Below are 15,471 nucleotides of genomic sequence, written 5' to 3'. Positions count from 1 at the left end.
AATGATCCTTCTCACCATTGACACGAGCGGCAAGCAGGGGAGCCTCGGTCTCTCGCGCCGCGACGAGCAGGGAATTCACGTGCTTGCCGCGGAGTCGCTGACCAGTGGTCAGTACTCTGCCGAACTGATACCGAAGTTTGCTGCGATGCTGGATCGCGCCGCGTTGAAGAAGTCGGATATGCATGCTTTCGCGGTCGTCGCCGGGCCGGGATCGTTCACAGGGCTCCGGGTGGGTCTCGCGGCTGCTAAGGGGTTCGCCGAGGCTCTGAACAAGCCTCTCACCGCGCTTTCCACACTCGAACTCATCGCCGCCGCATCGCAACGTGAAAGCGGTTCTGTGGTCGCGGCGATGGATGCCGGTCGTAGCGAAATTTTTCTGGGCCATTGCGAAATTCATCCAAAGCTTGAAATTCGCACCCTCGCCGAGCTGCTCGTTAAACAATCCGAACTCGGCGACCGCGTCCGAGAACTCCGAGCGCCAATGATCGTTGCCGACGAGAAAATCGCGAGCTTCGCGCGTGAAGCCAGGCTCGATGTCCAGGATATCCCGGCTCCCGGCGTCGAACTCGCCGCCGCGCTCGCCTTCGCCCAACTCGACCGCGGTGTGACGGTGCGTCCCGACGACCTGGACGCCAACTACATCCGTCGCTCTGACGCTGAAATCTTCTCCGCGACGAACCTATGAGCGAGTTCTCAATCCGTCAGTCGGTTCCGTTCGACCTGCCGGCCATCCTTCAAATCGAGCGCGCGAATGAAAGCGCCGCGCACTGGAGCGAGGATGCTTACCAGCGTCTCTGGACCGATCTCGACGCGCACCGGGTTGCCTTCATCGCCGAGCGCGGGGGGGAAGTCCTCGGATTCATTGTTGGCCACCAAGTTGCGGACGAGTGGGAACTGGAGAACGTTGCCGTTGCACTTTCCGCAAAGCGCCAGGGCATTGGCAGGGATCTCGTACAGCGACTCGTCTCCATTGCCGAAGCCGCCGTAGGAACTCGCATCTTTCTGGAGGTCCGCGCTTCCAATCTTCCTGCCCAGCACCTGTACGAAGTACTAGGTTTTGAACAGGTCGGGAGTCGCAGGAATTACTACAGTAATCCGCAAGAGGATGCCCTCCTGTTTGAGAAAAAGTTAACGGCAATCAGTATGAAAATCCGTTGAATGAGAGCAGGTCGTGTGCTACCGTCTGAATCGCCTCAAATCCAACCCGGGATCTCCGGGCCTTCGGACGCGAGGCGATTGAATTGGAGGTTTGCCGGATGGCTTCTGCAGTCCGCGAACAGCTTCTCGCACACAACGATGAGTTTCGCCGTCTCTCCCACGAACACACTCAATACGCACAGCGCCTCGATAGCCTGACATCCAAGCGCTATCTTTCGGAAGACGAAAAGGTCGAGGAAGTGCGCCTGAAAAAGTTAAAGCTGCGCTTGAAGGATGAGATGGAGAAACTCGAGCTCCAATACAAGGAGCAGCATCACGTAGCCTAGCTACGTTTAGCCTTTTCGCGCCCGGATAGGCGTCGATCCGGACCGCGAGCGGATACAGAGAACCCGGCCTCCGCAATGCCTCACGTGTGTCGTGTCGCCTGCGGAGGCTTTCTCTTTTCATTGAGCTACTTTCCGTGCCGGGTGCCAACTTCGAGGCTCTATAATCGTTCAGATACTCTATGGTTCGTGACGGAATCTATTACGTGGTCGCCTTCGTCGCGGTTGCGATTTTGGTGGGCTATTTCACCATCTGGCCGCTGGCGATCATTCCCCTGCTGTTGGCATTCTTCTTTGGCTGGTTCTTTCGCGATCCGGAGCGCCAGATCCCGCAGACGGTCGGCGCGATCGTTTCACCGGGCGACGGCAAGGTCACGGACATCGTTACGGTGGATGTAAACGGCGAGCCCCGGACCCGTATCAGCGTATTCCTCAACATCTTTAACGTGCACGTAAATCGCTCGCCCATTGCCGGAACCATCCGCGAAGTGCGCTACCAGAAGGGCAAGTTCGGCAACGCCATGGGCGCGATTTCCGCCGACGCCAACGAACAGAACATTGTGACCGTGGAAGGTGAAGGGCAGACGGTGATCTTCAAGCAGATTGCCGGACTGCTGGCCCGTCGCATCGTATTTACGAAGAAGGTCGGGGACGTGGTTGGTCGCGGAGAGCGTGTCGGATTGATAAAGTTCGGTTCGCGAGTTGACGTGATTTTCACATCTGAATCCGACGTCTCGGTGAAGATTGGAGACCATGTTGCCGGCGGCTCGACTATCCTCGCAGTTGCACGAGTGGCACACGGTAATGCGCCGGTGCTGAGCGGCACGGAACGCGGAGGAGCACGTTGAAATTAGGGACGTTAACGCCAATGCGTCGTAAAGATGACGATCCTGGCCGACAACGCCGGCTGCGTAAGGGCCTGTACATCCTTCCTTCGCTCTTCACCGCGGTGAACATCGCGGCGGGCTATTACGCCATCTCCCAGGCGATTCAAGCTGCCAACAACCAGGGTGATCCGCGGCACTACGATCTCGCTGCGCTCGCGATTGGCTTCGCGATCGTCTTCGACGGCCTCGACGGCCGCGTGGCGCGCATGACCAACACCACCAGCGATTTTGGCCGCGAACTCGATTCGCTTGCCGACGTAATCACCTTCGGCATGGCGCCCGCGATCCTCGCGTGGCTGTGGGGCTTCCACGCCATGGCGATGGCCAACACGGTTCTGCAAGGGAAGCTCATGCGCTTCGGCGCCGTGGTGACCTTCCTGTTCCTCGCCGCTGGCGCTTGCCGTCTCGCACGCTTCAACATCCAATTGAATCCGCAGCCATCAAACCCGGGCAGGCCAGGAAAGAAATACTTTGTCGGTATGCCGATACCTGGCGGTGCGGGCGTCATCGCGTCCGTGGTTCACTTTGCGCACGGCTATCCCATCGCGTCCTGGTGGATGGCGCTAATCTGGGCGTTCTTCGTTCTTACGCTCGGATTCCTCATGGTCAGCCGCTGGCGCTTCCCGAGTTTCAAGGGCGTGGATTTCCGCCAGCGTCACTCGGCGCGACTCATTGTTGTGCTGTGCGCACTGGTTGCGATGATCATCTTGTTCTCCGATTGGACGCTGTTCGTCATTTCCATCACGTATATGTTCTGGGGCATTTTCTCGCGGCTCTTCTATGGCTTCCGCCGCGGATCGCAAATGCCGCCGCCGTCTCCCGACCAGGTTGTACACGCCGACTGAGAACACTCAAAGAATGACTAAAACTAAAAACGAAAATACGAATTGGGGCATGCTGTTTCGAGTTGCCATTGTCGGCGCTGCCACCCTTAAGGGCCGTGAAATTAAAGAGGTCCTCAGCGAGCGCAATTTCCCAGCGCAGGACGTTCGTCTGCTCGATGACGAAGAGTCCCTTGGCCAGCTTGAACAGGTTGGCGATGAAGCCACCTTCATCCAGAGTCTTGTCCCCGAGCATCTCGCGAACGTTGACTTCGCTTTCTTCGCGAGCGATCCCGAGTTCACGCAGAAGACGTGGAAGCAGTCCAAGCAGTCCGGCAGCGAGATTATCGATCTCTCTTATGCCCTCGAGAACGAGCCCGGTGTGCAGCTGCGATCTCCTTGGATCGAGCACGAACTCGGCACGGCGGAACTGAGCCTCACCACACATCCCGTGGTGGTCGCCCATCCCGCAGCGGTGGTGCTCGCATTGCTGCTTGTCCGCGCAAAGAAGGCCGGCGCCATTCGCAACGCGATTGCGACTGTCTTCGAGCCTGCCTCTGAACGCGGGAAGCGCGGCATGGATGAACTCCACGAACAGACCATCAATTTGCTCAGCTTCCAGCAACTTCCTATGACGATTTTCGGCACGCAAGTCGCGTTCAACATGGTGGACCGCTTCGGGGCAGGATCGGTGCATTCGCTGGCCGAATCAGAACAGCGCATTCTGCGCCACTTTAAGGCGATTGTCGGCAACGCTGCCCCCGTACCTTCGTTGATGCTGTTGCAGACGCCCACCTTCCACGGCCACGGCTTTTCGCTTTACATTGAATTGGCGGATGGCGCGACGCTCGACCAATTGCGCGAGGCGCTAAGCGGTGAGCACGTGACGCTCGCAACCGAGACCGAAGCGCCCAACAACGTGAGCGCGGCGGGACAGGAACAAGTGCTGGTGAATGTGCGGCGCGATCCGCTGAAGGAGAGTGGTTTCTGGATTTGGGCGACGTCCGACAACCTGCGCGTCTCTTCGACCTCCGCCGTCGAGTGCGCGGAACTGATGGCCGCCAGCCGTCCACGAGGCCAGGTGCAGTGACAGCTTTCCGCGTCTCGCTGATCGCGATCGCCCTTGCGGTAGTGCTTAGCACCGGTTGCGGCTATCACGAGGCCGGGAAAGCGGTACGTATTCCGCCTGACGTAAAGACCATCTCGATTCCTATCTTCGAGAACCAGACCAAGACTTACCACATCGAGCAGATCATCACGAACGCTGTCATCCACGAGATGTCGAGCCGCACGAAGTATCGGATTGTGAGCTCTCCCAGCGACGACGTCGATGCCACCATCACCGGCAAGGTGCTGACGACGGAAAGCACTCCGGCCACCTACGATTCGCAGACCGGTCGCGCCACCACCGCTCTCGTGACCGTCACTGCATCCGTGAAATTCGTGGACCGCCACGGCAAGGTACTCTTCGAAAATAACAACTACACGTTCCGCGATCAGTACCAGCTTTCCGCGGATCCGTTAAGTTTCTTTGAAGAAGACACGGTCGCGTTGCACCGTATGGCCAGCGATTTTTCGCGTACACTCGTCAGCAATATTTTGGAGGCGTTTTAGTGAAGAGCTTCGCGCCCACCGAGCGGTTTGTCAGCGAAGTCGAACAGCGCAAGCTGAAGGCTGGCTACGTGTTCATCGGCGACGAAGCGTTCTTCCGCAAGCAGTGTCGTGACGCCATCCTCACGCACCTCGTTCCACCCGACGTCCGCGAATTCAGTCTGTACGAAATGGATCTTTCAGACTCCGGTATTGGCGAGGTACTCGACCGTGCCCGTACGCCTTCGCTCATGGCGCCATTCCAGGTCTTCTTCGTGCGCGGCACCAAGAACCTCTACGGCCGCGGCAAGCACGACGACGAATTCGCCGCCATCGAAGACTATTTCAAGAACCCGAATCCTGACGCGCTCATCATCTTCGTCGCCGACCACATCAGTATTCCGGCCGACGTTCGCAAGATGGATTACCAGGACAAAGAACGCTACGAGAAGATTCGTGAGACCCTCGGCGATTGGTGCAGCCTGATTGAATTCGCGCGCGTGGAAGATAACGAAGCAGCAAAGTGGGCGCTCCAAATCGCGCAGAACCAGGGCGTAAAGCTCGAGCAGGATGCCGCCCGAGAACTTGTGGATTCTCTTGGTGGCGACATGATGCTGCTCGCCAATGAACTCGAGAAGCTTGTTCTGTATGTCGGAGAAAAGAAGCGCATCACCCTCGGCGATGTCGAGACCATGGTCCTCGCTGCCAAGCAGCGCTCGCTCTACGAACTGACCGACGCCATCTCGCAGCACGATCGCGTGAAAGCGTTGCAAGTCCTCGACGCCATCCTCTCCACCGGCGATGGCGAAGAGGCCGCGATCGGCCACCTCTATATGCTGGCGCGGACCTTCCGTCAAATGCTGGTGATCAGCGAACGCAATGTCCGAGATTCGCGCGCTCTATGGCAGGTGTTGTGGCAGGGTTTCCGCGTGCCTCCTTTCGCCGCGGAAGACATTATTCGACAGGCGCGACGCTTCAAGTCACGCCGCGAACTTACCCGCGCCATCCGGCTCGTCGCCAAGGCCGACCTTGCCGTGCGCTCGAATCCGCCTAGCAAACGGCTCATCCTTGAGAACCTCATACTCGATCTCGCGTCCGAACCGCGTGTCATCGAGCCGGGATGGCAGCAGGAAGAATTACCCGTCTAACTATTGCGTGGTGAACGTCCCCGTCAGCCGATTCTGTCCATAGGTGTTTTCCACCAGGAAGTAATACGTTGTGTGCGGACGCAGGTTACGTAGCGCGACCTGGTGTTCGGTGGAACCGCCCGGAAGATACGCGTGCTGATACAGGTTGTTTGGATCAAGTCCGTAATTGACGCGCGTCGCGGCTACTTTGTTTGTCTGCCACGTCAACACCGCTGACCGGTTCGTCACTTGTTGCACGGTTGGGCCTGCGATCACGTCCACCTGGTCGTGAATGCCGCTGGCGCGTTCCTGTTCGTGCTCGGCCTGCCGCTGGTCTGGCGAGGCCATCTGTGCCATCGCTACCGTGCTGCCAAGCACGAGAATTGCTGAAATGATGAGTGATTTCATACGCTCCTCCGAACAGTTTCGATGGAGCTTCACTGCTGCGAGGTGGTCTCAAAACGGCACCTAGGTGACAGGCAACCTTAGCCATGCCACGCGCCGAGCATTCGCCTCACGGCCACGATCTCGCCAAGATGGTAAGCGTTGTGGTCGGCAATCAGCAGCGCTTGGCGTAGCAAATTCTGGCCATCGCCCCATGGAAATGGTTCATCGAGCTTCGTCTTCGTATCGCCAAGCAACTCTTCAAACTCTTTCTGGTCGGCCTTGATCTGTTTGATCGTTTTCTCCCAAGCTCCGGCATTCGGGGGTTCGGGCGATTCCGGCCAGTAACCCTCCGGCCATTTCGGCGACTTGTAGGAGCCGTCGTGGTTCTTGCTGAAGCGCAATATGTCGTGCTGCGCAATGCGGATGTGTTCCAACAACTGCCATGCCGAGTAGGGCACTCCTTGCGGCTTCACTCCATGTTTGTCAGCGGGGAAGTCTTTCACCGCTTCGTCGAGTGTCGCGTGCGCATTGCCACCCTTCAATAACGCGAGCAATTGCTTGTGCAGTTCTTGATTCAGTGTCATTTATCCTCTCTTGCTCTCATTGGATGGACGTCGCCCGCGCAACGATGCCGACCTTGTTGTTGTATCCTCGATGCAATTGGAGGATGTCTTGGATCGAAAGTATTCGGCGCTCCGCTCAAGCGCCGCAGTGGGGATTCTTCTTTTCTTCTGCTCTTTCTTACTGCCGGCACAGGTAGATCCCGCGCTCTTCTCACAGTTGCAATGGCGATTCGTCGGCCCTTTCCGTGGTGGACGCTGCGATTCCGCAACCGGCGTTCCGGGGAATCCTGCAGTGTTCTACTTCGGCTCTGTCGGCGGCGGTGTATGGAAGACGACGGATGCTGGTGTGACATGGAAGCCCATCATGGACTCCCAGCCTGTTGGCTCCATCGGCGCGATCGCCGTCGCTCCATCGAATTCCGATGTTATTTATGTGGGCAGCGGCGAAGCCGACATGCGTTCGCAGATCAGCTACGGTAACGGTATGTACAAGTCCGCCGACGCCGGCAAGACCTGGACGCATATCGGTCTTGAAGACACGCGTCAAATCGGCCGCGTGATCGTTGATCCCAAAGATCCGAACATCGTGTATGTCGCCGCGTTGGGCCATGCCTACGGCGCGAACAAACAACGTGGCGTTTTCAAGTCCACCGACGGCGGTCAGAACTGGCAATCCATTCTCTTCAAAGATGACGACACCGGCGCCATTGACCTCGCCTTCGATCCGCAGGACAGCCAAACCATCTACGCCGCGATGTGGCAAACCCGTCGTCCGCCATGGAATGTTTACCCCGCCTCGAACGGTCCAGGAAGCGGCTTGTACAAATCCACCGACGGCGGCGCGCACTGGTCCCAACTCACGAACGGATTGCCGACGGAAGGCCTCGGACGTATCGGCATCGCCATCGCGCCGAGTGATCGCAATCGCGTGTATGCCATCGTGGATGCGAAGCAGGGCGGTCTCTACCGCTCTGACGACGCCGGTGCAACATGGCAGTTGCTCGACAACGAGCGCCGCATCTGGGGACGCGGCTGGTACTTCGGCGTGATCGCGGTCGATCCCAAGAACCCCGATCTCGTCTACATCTCAAACACTTCGATGTACCGCTCCACCGATGGGGGCAAGTCATTCGTCTCCTTCAAAGGCGCGCCCGGCGGAGACGACTACCACGGCCTATGGATCGCCCCCGAAGACGGGAAGCGCATGATCGTTGCCAGCGACCAGGGCACCGTTGTTTCGCTCAATGCGGGCGAAACATGGAGTTCCTGGTACAACCAGCCGACCGCGCAAATCTATCGCGTAGCGACTGACAATTCGTATCCCTACTGGATTTACGGAGCGCAGCAAGATAGCGGCGCCATCGCCGTGAAGAGCCGAAGCAAATATTCGTCGATCACTGAGCGCGACTGGAAGGGCGTGGAAGTCGGTGGTGAAAGCGGTATGCTTGCGCCCGATCCGAACGATCCGAACACGGTCTTCGGCGGCATGGTCTCGAAGTACCAGGCTGACCTCTCCCAGGACCAGGACGTCTCGCCCACGCTCGGCCGCGAAGGAACGTGGCGTCAAACCTGGACGTTGCCTCTCGTCTTCTCGCCTGCCGATCCACACAAGCTTTACTTCAGCCACCAGGTGCTTTTCCGCAGCGACAACGGTGGCAAGTCATGGGCCGCCATCAGTCCCGATCTCACGCGCGACAATCCTGGCGTTCCCGCAAACCTGGATCCCATCACCGCGAAGTACGGCCTCGATTCGCCGCGCAAAGGCGTCATCTATTCGATCGCGCCGTCGCCCCTCGATGCCAACTTACTTTGGATTGGCACCGACGACGGACTCATCCACCGCTCCACCGACGACGGCAAACACTGGCAGAACGTCACGCCCGCCGAAATCACGGCGTGGAGCAAAGTCGCTACGCTCGAAGCCTCACATTTCGACAAGAACACCGCCTACGCCGCAGTGGACCGTCATCGTCTGGAAGACTACAAGCCATACATCTATCGCACCCGCGATGGCGGCAAGACATGGCAGCAAATCGCCGGCAATTTCAATAGCTATGTGAATTTCATTCGTGAAGACTTGGTCCGCCCCGGCTTGCTATTTGCCGGCACGGAATTGAGCCTGTGGGTGAGCTTCGACGATGGCGAGCACTGGCAGTCCTTCCAGAAGAACCTGCCAACCGTTTCCATGCGTGACATCACGATTCACGGAGACGACATCGTGGTTGCGACCCATGGCCGCGGCTTCTACGTGATGGACAACATCACGTCGCTTCGCGAGCTAAAGCCGCAGACGAATGAAGAGGACGCCCACTTCTACAAACCGCAAGTCGCCACCCGCACTCGTCCTGGCGGCGACGAAGCCACGCCCTATCCACCAGAAATTCCTCACGGAACAAATCCGCTGACAGGCGCGATCTTCGACTATTACTTGAAGACCGACGTTCCCGGCCCGATCACACTCAATATCTTCGACGCCAAAGGCACGAGCATCCGCAAGTTCTCCAGCGAAAACAATCCCAAGCAGCCGGATGAGAAGACCCTGGTGTTTCCCGCGTTCTGGGTGAAGCTTCCGACGCCGCTGGCCACTAACGCAGGCGCGCATCGATTCGTGTGGGACATGCATTACGAACTCAACGGAGCGAGCGGCGGATACCGCCAGGCCGCCGGCACGTGGGCGCTCCCAGGCGAATATTCCGCAGTCCTAATCGTTGCAGGGAAGACTTACAAGCAGCCGTTCACCATCCGCATGGATCCGCGTGTGAAAACTACGCCCGCGGATTTGCAGCGTCAATTCGCTGTCTCGCAGCGCGCCGCCCAAGTGCTTGCAAAGCTCAACGCGGCGGTGGCAAAGGGAACGGCCATCGAAAAACAACTCGGGACAACATCAGCGCCGATTGAACCTTTCCGTCAGCATCTCAGCGCGGTGCTAGGGCCTGCCGATCTCGGTTATGGGGCATCCAGCACTCCGATTGACACCGACACCACGAGCCTGCGCCATCTCCAGGGAAGCTTCCGGTCGGTGCTCTACGCCTTGCAGAGCGCTGACGCAGCGCCTACTCCGGACCAAGAAGCCGCGCTCGTAAAATTCGAGCAGACGTTCGCGTCCACCGATAAGCAGTGGACTGCGTGGCTGGCGACCGACTTGCCAAAGCTGAACGATCAATTAAAGGCAGCGGGACAGAAGGAAATCTCGAAAGGTCCGGAACCGGAAGAGGACGACTTCGATTACGGCAACGATAAAGATCGAGACCAGTAGGGAAGAGCGGCGCTTTCGGGCGCCGCTTCTTAGTGCAACAGCAATCCAAGAACGACCACGACCACGCCCGCCACGCCAATCGCGATTCCTGCCAACCAGAACGCCCGGTTGCTGGTGAGGAGTGTCAGCGAGCAGATCACCAACGCGACTTCCAAAAAGCCCTCCGCAAGATCGAAACGGTCCGCCTTGTGCGTTAGTACCTCTTTCTCCTTTTCGATTTCTTTGGCTTTGTCGTTGATCTTGTCGATGTCCTCGCGCTCTTTCTTAGAGCGCTCAACATACTTGTCCTTCAGCTTGTCGATGTTCTCGCGTGAGTGTTCATCTTTCACTTCAGCAGCGAGGACCGTGAGCACATCGGCCTCCTGGTCAGCCAAAACCCCGCGCTCTTTTTTGAACTGGTAGAAGTTGTACTGGTCAGTGCGGTCGTTGGAGAGCACCACCTCTTCCGTGTGCGCGCGATGCCCGAGCAGCGTCGCCGCCGCCAGCAGCACGGCCAACACACTCATGGTGAAGCTCACCTCGATCATCTTGGTGTGCTCGGCGTGTTCCGCCTGCTCGTGCAATTCGTTCAGTTCTTCGCCGGCGCTTTCCATGGTGTACGTTCTCCCGGAACTCTGAGCTGTGGTGTTCGGTGGATGTTACGAGAATCCCGCAGGCTTATACAAGTCACGATGCCACGCGGCTCGACGTCGGCGGAACTGGTTCGTGTGGGATATGCGTCTCCGGCAGATACCCAGGTAGCACCTCTTTCAGTGCCCACTGAATTCGTCCGATCGCCTCGCGCATCATCTCCGTCTCCTGCTCGCCGCCATGGGTTGCCGTTCCGTAGGAGAGCACCTGGAGCGCATTGCGGATGTGATGATTCATGTCGGCAATCACTCCGATCCGTGCCTGCACCAGGCGGCGCCGGTTCTGTAGTGTGCGTGTGTATTGCAGGAACAGCCCGGCGACGACCAAGCCCGTCAGCGCAGCTGATTCAATGAAGATGAGCTTCCGGTTGATGCCGTCTCGGTACAACATGCGTTCGAACGTATAGCCAAGGATGGTTACGAGGAGAAAGATCAGGAACGTAAGACACGCTAATTTCCAGCCGCGAAATTCTTCCATCTTCAACTGTCCTATCGCTTCAGTGGTCGAGACGGCGCATGGGTATGTGTGTCCAGTTTACCTTCTGCGAAGCGAAATAGTGCATCGGGTAAACTTCTCAGCAATGGACCCCGGAACCCCAGGTTCCTCGCTCGCTGATCGTGCCCAGTCTCGCGATCCCGAGGAACTGCTCGCGATCGCCAATAGTCATGCGCTTACGGAAGAGATAGCCTTGTCGCTGCTCACGCGTCGCGACCTCCCCGCCAACGTCGTCGAGGCGATTTCGAAAAATACGTCCGTGCGAAAGCATCGCAAGGTCAACATTGCCATTGCGAGCCATCCGAGAACGCCGCGGCACATATCGCTGCCTCTAACCCGTCACCTCTACACGTTTGATCTGGTGAAAATCGCCTTGCTTCCGGGCGTTCCCGCCGACGTCAAAGTTGCCATCGACGAAACTGTCATATCCCGTCTCGCACAGATTTCCGAAGGCGAGCGTCTCACTCTTGCGAAGCAGGCCTCAGGCCGTGTTGCCGGCGCACTCCTTCAGGATACGACCGAACGCGTCCTCTATGCCGCTCTCCAGAATCCGAAGATGACGGAATCGATCATCATCAAAGCTCTCGGCCATCGTGACGTCCCTGCTCACACTGTTCTCATCCTCTGCACTGACGCAAAGTGGGCACTCCGTCGCGATATCCGCCTGGCGCTCCTGCGCAATTCACACACGCCCCTCGCCGCTGCTATCAAATTTGTTCATGGATTTCCCGAGCACCTGGTAAGGGAGGTGCTCAGCAAGTCGAAGATGAAGCCAGAGATTAAAAAATATCTGCTGGCGTCCCTTGACGTTCGATCATGACTGGGAAGCTTGGTCGAAGCGACGAGATTTCATACAATCTCTCACCATGAAAGCCGCAGTCTTGCATGCCGCCGGGAAAGCCCCTCGCTACGAGACGTTTGAAGATCCGGTTGCCGGTGCGGGCGAAACCGTTGTTGAAGTCCTTGCAGCATCCCTGAAGCAGGTTGATAAGCAAATCGCCAGCGGTTCCCACTATGCCAGCGCCAAGGTTTTTCCATCCGTGTGTGGCATCGACGGTGTTGGCAAACTTCCCAGCGGACAGAGAGTGTATTTCGGCGGAACGCGTCCGCCCTTCGGAGCAATGGCCGAACGCGCCGTGGTTCGCACCGTGTTTTCCTTCCCGGTCCCGGACGGTCTGAGCGATGAGGTCGCAGCGGCGATTCCGAATCCCGGTGTTTCCGCGTGGCTGTCACTGACCTACCGAGGCAAGCTCAGCCAGGGCGACAATTTGCTGGTCCTTGGAGCCACCGGAGTAACAGGGCGACTCGCGATTCAAGCTGCAAAGCTTCTAGGCGCTGGAAGAGTTGTAGCCGCCGGCCGTAATCAAGAATCGCTGCGCAAACTCGCTGCGCTCGGAGCGGACGCGAGCATCCGGCTCGACGTACCGGATGATGAATTGCGGCAAGCCTTCCAGGGGGAGATCCAGTCCGGTGGCTTCCAGGTAGTACTGGACTATCTTTGGGGGAAGCCCGCGCAAGTTTTCTTCGAAGCGATCACGAAACGAGAATTCTCCCCGATTGAATCCGAGACCCGCTTCGTGCAGGTCGGCGAGAGTGCGGCTCCGACAATCTCCTTGAATGCCGCCACCCTGCGAAGCGCCGCCCTCACCATCATGGGAACGGCCGGAATGCCGCCCCGGGAAGTCCTTACATCCGCCTTGCAGAATGTCTTCGACCACGCCGCCAGTGGCAGGCTTCGTATTGAAACGGAGCGGGTTTCGCTGGCTGAAGTGGAGAGTGCCTGGAATCGCGATGCGTCCGGTCGGCGAATTGTTTTTGTTCCTTGATTGCCGGTAACAATCAGATCGTCGGCGACTCCACTGTCGCTGCCTTGTCCTCTTCGCCGCGGATCTTCCCCGTAGCATCCACAAAAAACGCTCGATGCGTCCCATCTACCGTCTCCGGGGTCATTGTTAGCTTGTAGTTCTCCGCGGTGCCACTGAATCCCACGGTGTAATCGCCGCGCTTGTTGCTGGCGACGGTGCGCCGAGTGATCGATCCGGTGCCGGCAAGAGCGGGCAGGGAAGTGGCATAGGCGCTGTGCTTGGCTTTGAAGTTCTTCTGCGCGGTGACCACGGTACGCATGAATCCGAGCGCTGCGGCCTCGCTGTCGCTCTTTGCCGGATCGCCTTTGAACTTCGGTTGGTACTCCTGCGCGGCACAAAACGAAACGACGAGCAGAGTAGCTACTATCAGAGTCGTAGATCGCAATCGCATTCAGAGCTCCTGCTGTTAACGAGTAAGGCAAGACTTTTGCGTCATTCTACCCCGATCTTCCTTTGCAACCCCCACTGTTTGCGGGTACTATCATCGCTCAAGCGTATATCCCTGCGACCCTCTATGAAAGCAACCATGGTAAAGAAGCCTCATATCCGGATTGCAGTTGTTGAGAGCGACCCCCTGCGCTTTGTTGGATTTCGCGCGTTGTTCGATGCCGAATCAGATCTCGAACTGATGTCGGCGACTGTTGCTGAACTTGCTAATCGTAAGGACGTGGATCTTGTCCTGCTCGGCAGCAGAAACGGCCAGAATCTCTTCGACGTGATGGCCAGCCTCAAGGCTGCCCGTCCCGATCTCCGTATTATCGTCACCGGCACCGGAGCCGACGACGAAACCATCTTGAAAGCCGTGGCCGCGGGCGCTAAAGGCTACGTGGACGAGGCCGCTTCGCCGGCCGAATTCGTCCAGGCCATCCGCATCGTCAATCAGGGCAGTGTATGGGCTCCGCGCCGCGTGCTCTCCATATTCATCGAACGCGTCACCTCCTCGCCGGGCCGCATCTTCCCGGCAGGTCGCGTTACGTTTACCGATCGTGAGAAAGAAGTGCTGGAACTCCTCGTTGCAGGCAGGTCGAACAAGGAAATCGGCTCGGCTCTCGGCATCGAAGAACGCACCGTAAAAGCGCACGTCGCCAAGCTCATGCGCAAGGTCGGCGTCCAGAATCGCATCGCGCTTTCCGTCCACGCCATCACCCATTCACTCGTCACCTCATCTCGATAACGTTACTAAAGTAGCAAGACGCTTTGTCCCCCCGCCCTATGGCGGGGGTTACCTTGTGTGCTTCGCACTTCCGCCGGATACTCCCTCTCACCTACTACAGTACCTGGGAGACGGGGCTGATCGGAGAGCGAGGGTCCTTCGTTCAGCCCCATCGAATCTCGGGGATTTGAAACCCAGGTGCTGAAGTGGGGGCCGGTTATTCGACAAAGCCCTCCCCCAGAGTGCCACGTGTCAGAAGAGTAACCGGCATTCCACAACTCCTTCCATTCTGCCGGGTTCTAATCATCGTAAGATCGAGCCAAATCCACAGAGCCATTTGCTTTCGAGTAAATGGTCGTCTTTCGAGGCTCGTTTTCCGATGAAAAAGCTTGCAGGTCTGCTCATCCTCCTCCTGAGCGCCGCCGCATGGGCCGGCGACCGCTCCAGTGAAGTTGACCGCGTGGAAAGCGCAGCCAATGTGCTCGACGAGATCATGGCTGCCAAAGATGCCGGAATTCCTTCACGGGTCCTCGACGGCGCCAAGTGCGTCGCCGTGGTGCCTTCACTCTTCAAAGGCGGCTTTATCTTCGGGGGCGCCTATGGTCGCGGCGTCGCAAGCTGCCGCACCGACAAAGGCTGGACGCCTCCCGCGTTCTTCGTGATGGAAGGCGGCAGCTTCGGCTTCCAGATCGGCGGACAGGCGGTTGACCTAGTCATGGTCGTGATGAACGACCGCGGCATGAACAGCCTCCTCTCCAGCAAATTCAAGCTTGGCGCCGACGCCTCTGTGGCTGCGGGCCCGGTTGGCCGTCAGGCCGAGGGCAGCACCGACATCGCAATGCGGGCGCAGATCCTGACGTACTCCCGCGCGCGCGGCGTGTTTGCGGGTGTTTCGGTGAACGGTGCTTCCGTACGGCAGGATCGCGACGCTACGCGTGACTTCTACGGACGCATGGTTCCTTACAACAAACTCTTGAAGGGTGGCACGGATTCTCCGGAAGATGCGCAGCCCTGGCTCACCGCTCTGGCTCGCTACGCTGGCGGCACCGCGCCAGTGGCCATCGCTCCGGTAAAGGCCCCGGCAGGACAGATCGCGCCGTCCATTGCCAGCCCCGATACACCGGCCCCCGATACCACGACCAAGCCGGCCGAGTCGGACATCCCGTCCCAGCCGACAGCAAGTGCCGACGATCCGCAGAATTAATCTCTTTGAGGG

At 58.4% G+C, this 15,471-nt stretch carries 18 protein-coding genes; 13 read left to right on the top strand and 5 right to left on the bottom strand.

Annotated elements, in window-relative coordinates; all coding sequences use genetic code 11:
• The first annotated feature begins 1 nt into the window (after position 1).
• From tsaB to holA, 8 genes are all read left to right on the top strand, one after another.
• On the top strand, positions 2-685 hold the full coding sequence (gene tsaB, locus ACID345_RS25490; protein ID WP_011523165.1) for a tRNA (adenosine(37)-N6)-threonylcarbamoyltransferase complex dimerization subunit type 1 TsaB: 684 nt from the start codon (positions 2-4) through the stop codon (positions 683-685).
• On the top strand, positions 682-1,158 hold the full coding sequence (gene rimI / locus ACID345_RS27515) for a ribosomal protein S18-alanine N-acetyltransferase (protein ID WP_011523164.1): 477 nt from the start codon (positions 682-684) through the stop codon (positions 1,156-1,158). Before tsaB ends, rimI begins: the two co-directional genes overlap by 4 nt.
• Before the next feature lie 98 nt (positions 1,159-1,256).
• Complete coding sequence (locus ACID345_RS12175; protein WP_011523163.1) at positions 1,257-1,484, top strand: DUF465 domain-containing protein; 228 nt, start codon at positions 1,257-1,259, stop codon at positions 1,482-1,484.
• A gap of 179 nt (positions 1,485-1,663) precedes the next feature.
• Positions 1,664-2,329 (top strand): phosphatidylserine decarboxylase, encoded by a 666-nt coding sequence (locus ACID345_RS12170; RefSeq protein ID WP_011523162.1) that lies wholly within the window; start codon positions 1,664-1,666, stop codon positions 2,327-2,329.
• A 20-nt stretch (positions 2,330-2,349) separates the two neighbouring features.
• Complete coding sequence (locus tag ACID345_RS12165; RefSeq protein ID WP_011523161.1) at positions 2,350-3,213, top strand: CDP-alcohol phosphatidyltransferase family protein; 864 nt, start codon at positions 2,350-2,352, stop codon at positions 3,211-3,213.
• 13 nt (positions 3,214-3,226) lie between these two features.
• Positions 3,227-4,279, top strand: a complete 1,053-nt coding sequence (locus tag ACID345_RS12160) for an Asd/ArgC dimerization domain-containing protein (protein WP_011523160.1) — start codon at positions 3,227-3,229, stop codon at positions 4,277-4,279.
• Positions 4,276-4,803 (top strand): LPS assembly lipoprotein LptE, encoded by a 528-nt coding sequence (gene lptE, locus ACID345_RS12155; RefSeq protein ID WP_011523159.1) that lies wholly within the window; start codon positions 4,276-4,278, stop codon positions 4,801-4,803. The genes ACID345_RS12160 and lptE overlap by 4 nt, the downstream gene beginning before the upstream one ends.
• A complete protein-coding gene (holA, locus tag ACID345_RS12150; RefSeq protein WP_011523158.1) occupies positions 4,803-5,927 on the top strand; it encodes a DNA polymerase III subunit delta in 1,125 nt (374 codons plus the stop codon). Before lptE ends, holA begins: the two co-directional genes overlap by 1 nt.
• Here the strand turns inward: holA and ACID345_RS12145 are convergent, their stop codons facing one another.
• Together ACID345_RS12145 and ACID345_RS12140 are read right to left on the bottom strand one after the other, a co-directional pair.
• Complete coding sequence (locus tag ACID345_RS12145; RefSeq protein WP_011523157.1) at positions 5,928-6,314, bottom strand: fibronectin type III domain-containing protein; 387 nt, start codon at positions 6,312-6,314, stop codon at positions 5,928-5,930.
• Between the two features lie 77 nt (positions 6,315-6,391).
• A complete protein-coding gene (locus ACID345_RS12140) occupies positions 6,392-6,877 on the bottom strand; it encodes a DinB family protein (protein WP_011523156.1) in 486 nt (161 codons plus the stop codon).
• Between the two features lie 88 nt (positions 6,878-6,965).
• Between ACID345_RS12140 and ACID345_RS12135 the strand changes: the two genes are divergently transcribed.
• On the top strand, positions 6,966-10,112 hold the full coding sequence (locus ACID345_RS12135; RefSeq protein ID WP_011523155.1) for a WD40/YVTN/BNR-like repeat-containing protein: 3,147 nt from the start codon (positions 6,966-6,968) through the stop codon (positions 10,110-10,112).
• Positions 10,113-10,141: 29 nt separating this feature from the next.
• Here ACID345_RS12135 and ACID345_RS12130 read toward each other — a convergent pair whose 3' ends face one another.
• Together ACID345_RS12130 and ACID345_RS12125 are read right to left on the bottom strand one after the other, a co-directional pair.
• A complete protein-coding gene (locus tag ACID345_RS12130) occupies positions 10,142-10,705 on the bottom strand; it encodes a DUF4337 domain-containing protein (protein ID WP_011523154.1) in 564 nt (187 codons plus the stop codon).
• Positions 10,706-10,778: 73 nt separating this feature from the next.
• The gene (locus ACID345_RS12125) at positions 10,779-11,219 is read right to left on the bottom strand and encodes a hypothetical protein (RefSeq protein WP_041855664.1); all 441 of its coding nucleotides are present in this window, start codon (positions 11,217-11,219) and stop codon (positions 10,779-10,781) included.
• 103 nt (positions 11,220-11,322) lie between these two features.
• Between ACID345_RS12125 and ACID345_RS12120 the strand changes: the two genes are divergently transcribed.
• Positions 11,323-12,057, top strand: coding sequence for a hypothetical protein (locus ACID345_RS12120; protein ID WP_041855663.1), 735 nt, complete (start codon positions 11,323-11,325; stop codon positions 12,055-12,057).
• 46 nt (positions 12,058-12,103) lie between these two features.
• Positions 12,104-13,063: a quinone oxidoreductase family protein gene (locus tag ACID345_RS12115; protein WP_011523152.1), complete on the top strand. Its 960-nt coding sequence runs from the start codon at positions 12,104-12,106 to the stop codon at positions 13,061-13,063.
• 13 nt (positions 13,064-13,076) lie between these two features.
• Here the strand turns inward: ACID345_RS12115 and ACID345_RS12110 are convergent, their stop codons facing one another.
• The gene (locus ACID345_RS12110; RefSeq protein WP_011523151.1) at positions 13,077-13,493 is read right to left on the bottom strand and encodes a hypothetical protein; all 417 of its coding nucleotides are present in this window, start codon (positions 13,491-13,493) and stop codon (positions 13,077-13,079) included.
• A gap of 123 nt (positions 13,494-13,616) precedes the next feature.
• On the opposite strand from ACID345_RS12110, the gene ACID345_RS12105 reads away from it, so the two are divergent.
• On the top strand, positions 13,617-14,276 hold the full coding sequence (locus ACID345_RS12105; protein ID WP_011523150.1) for a response regulator transcription factor: 660 nt from the start codon (positions 13,617-13,619) through the stop codon (positions 14,274-14,276).
• Positions 14,277-14,634: 358 nt separating this feature from the next.
• A complete protein-coding gene (locus tag ACID345_RS12100; RefSeq protein WP_011523149.1) occupies positions 14,635-15,459 on the top strand; it encodes a lipid-binding SYLF domain-containing protein in 825 nt (274 codons plus the stop codon).
• Positions 15,460-15,471 lie beyond the last annotated feature (12 nt).

Origin of the sequence: Candidatus Koribacter versatilis Ellin345 (assembly GCF_000014005.1) — a bacterium.
Taxonomy (GTDB): Bacteria; Acidobacteriota; Terriglobia; order Terriglobales; family Acidobacteriaceae; genus Korobacter; species Korobacter versatilis_A.
The sequence above is the reverse complement of the archived record's forward strand: the minus strand, read 5'-3'. Positions and strand labels throughout refer to the sequence as shown.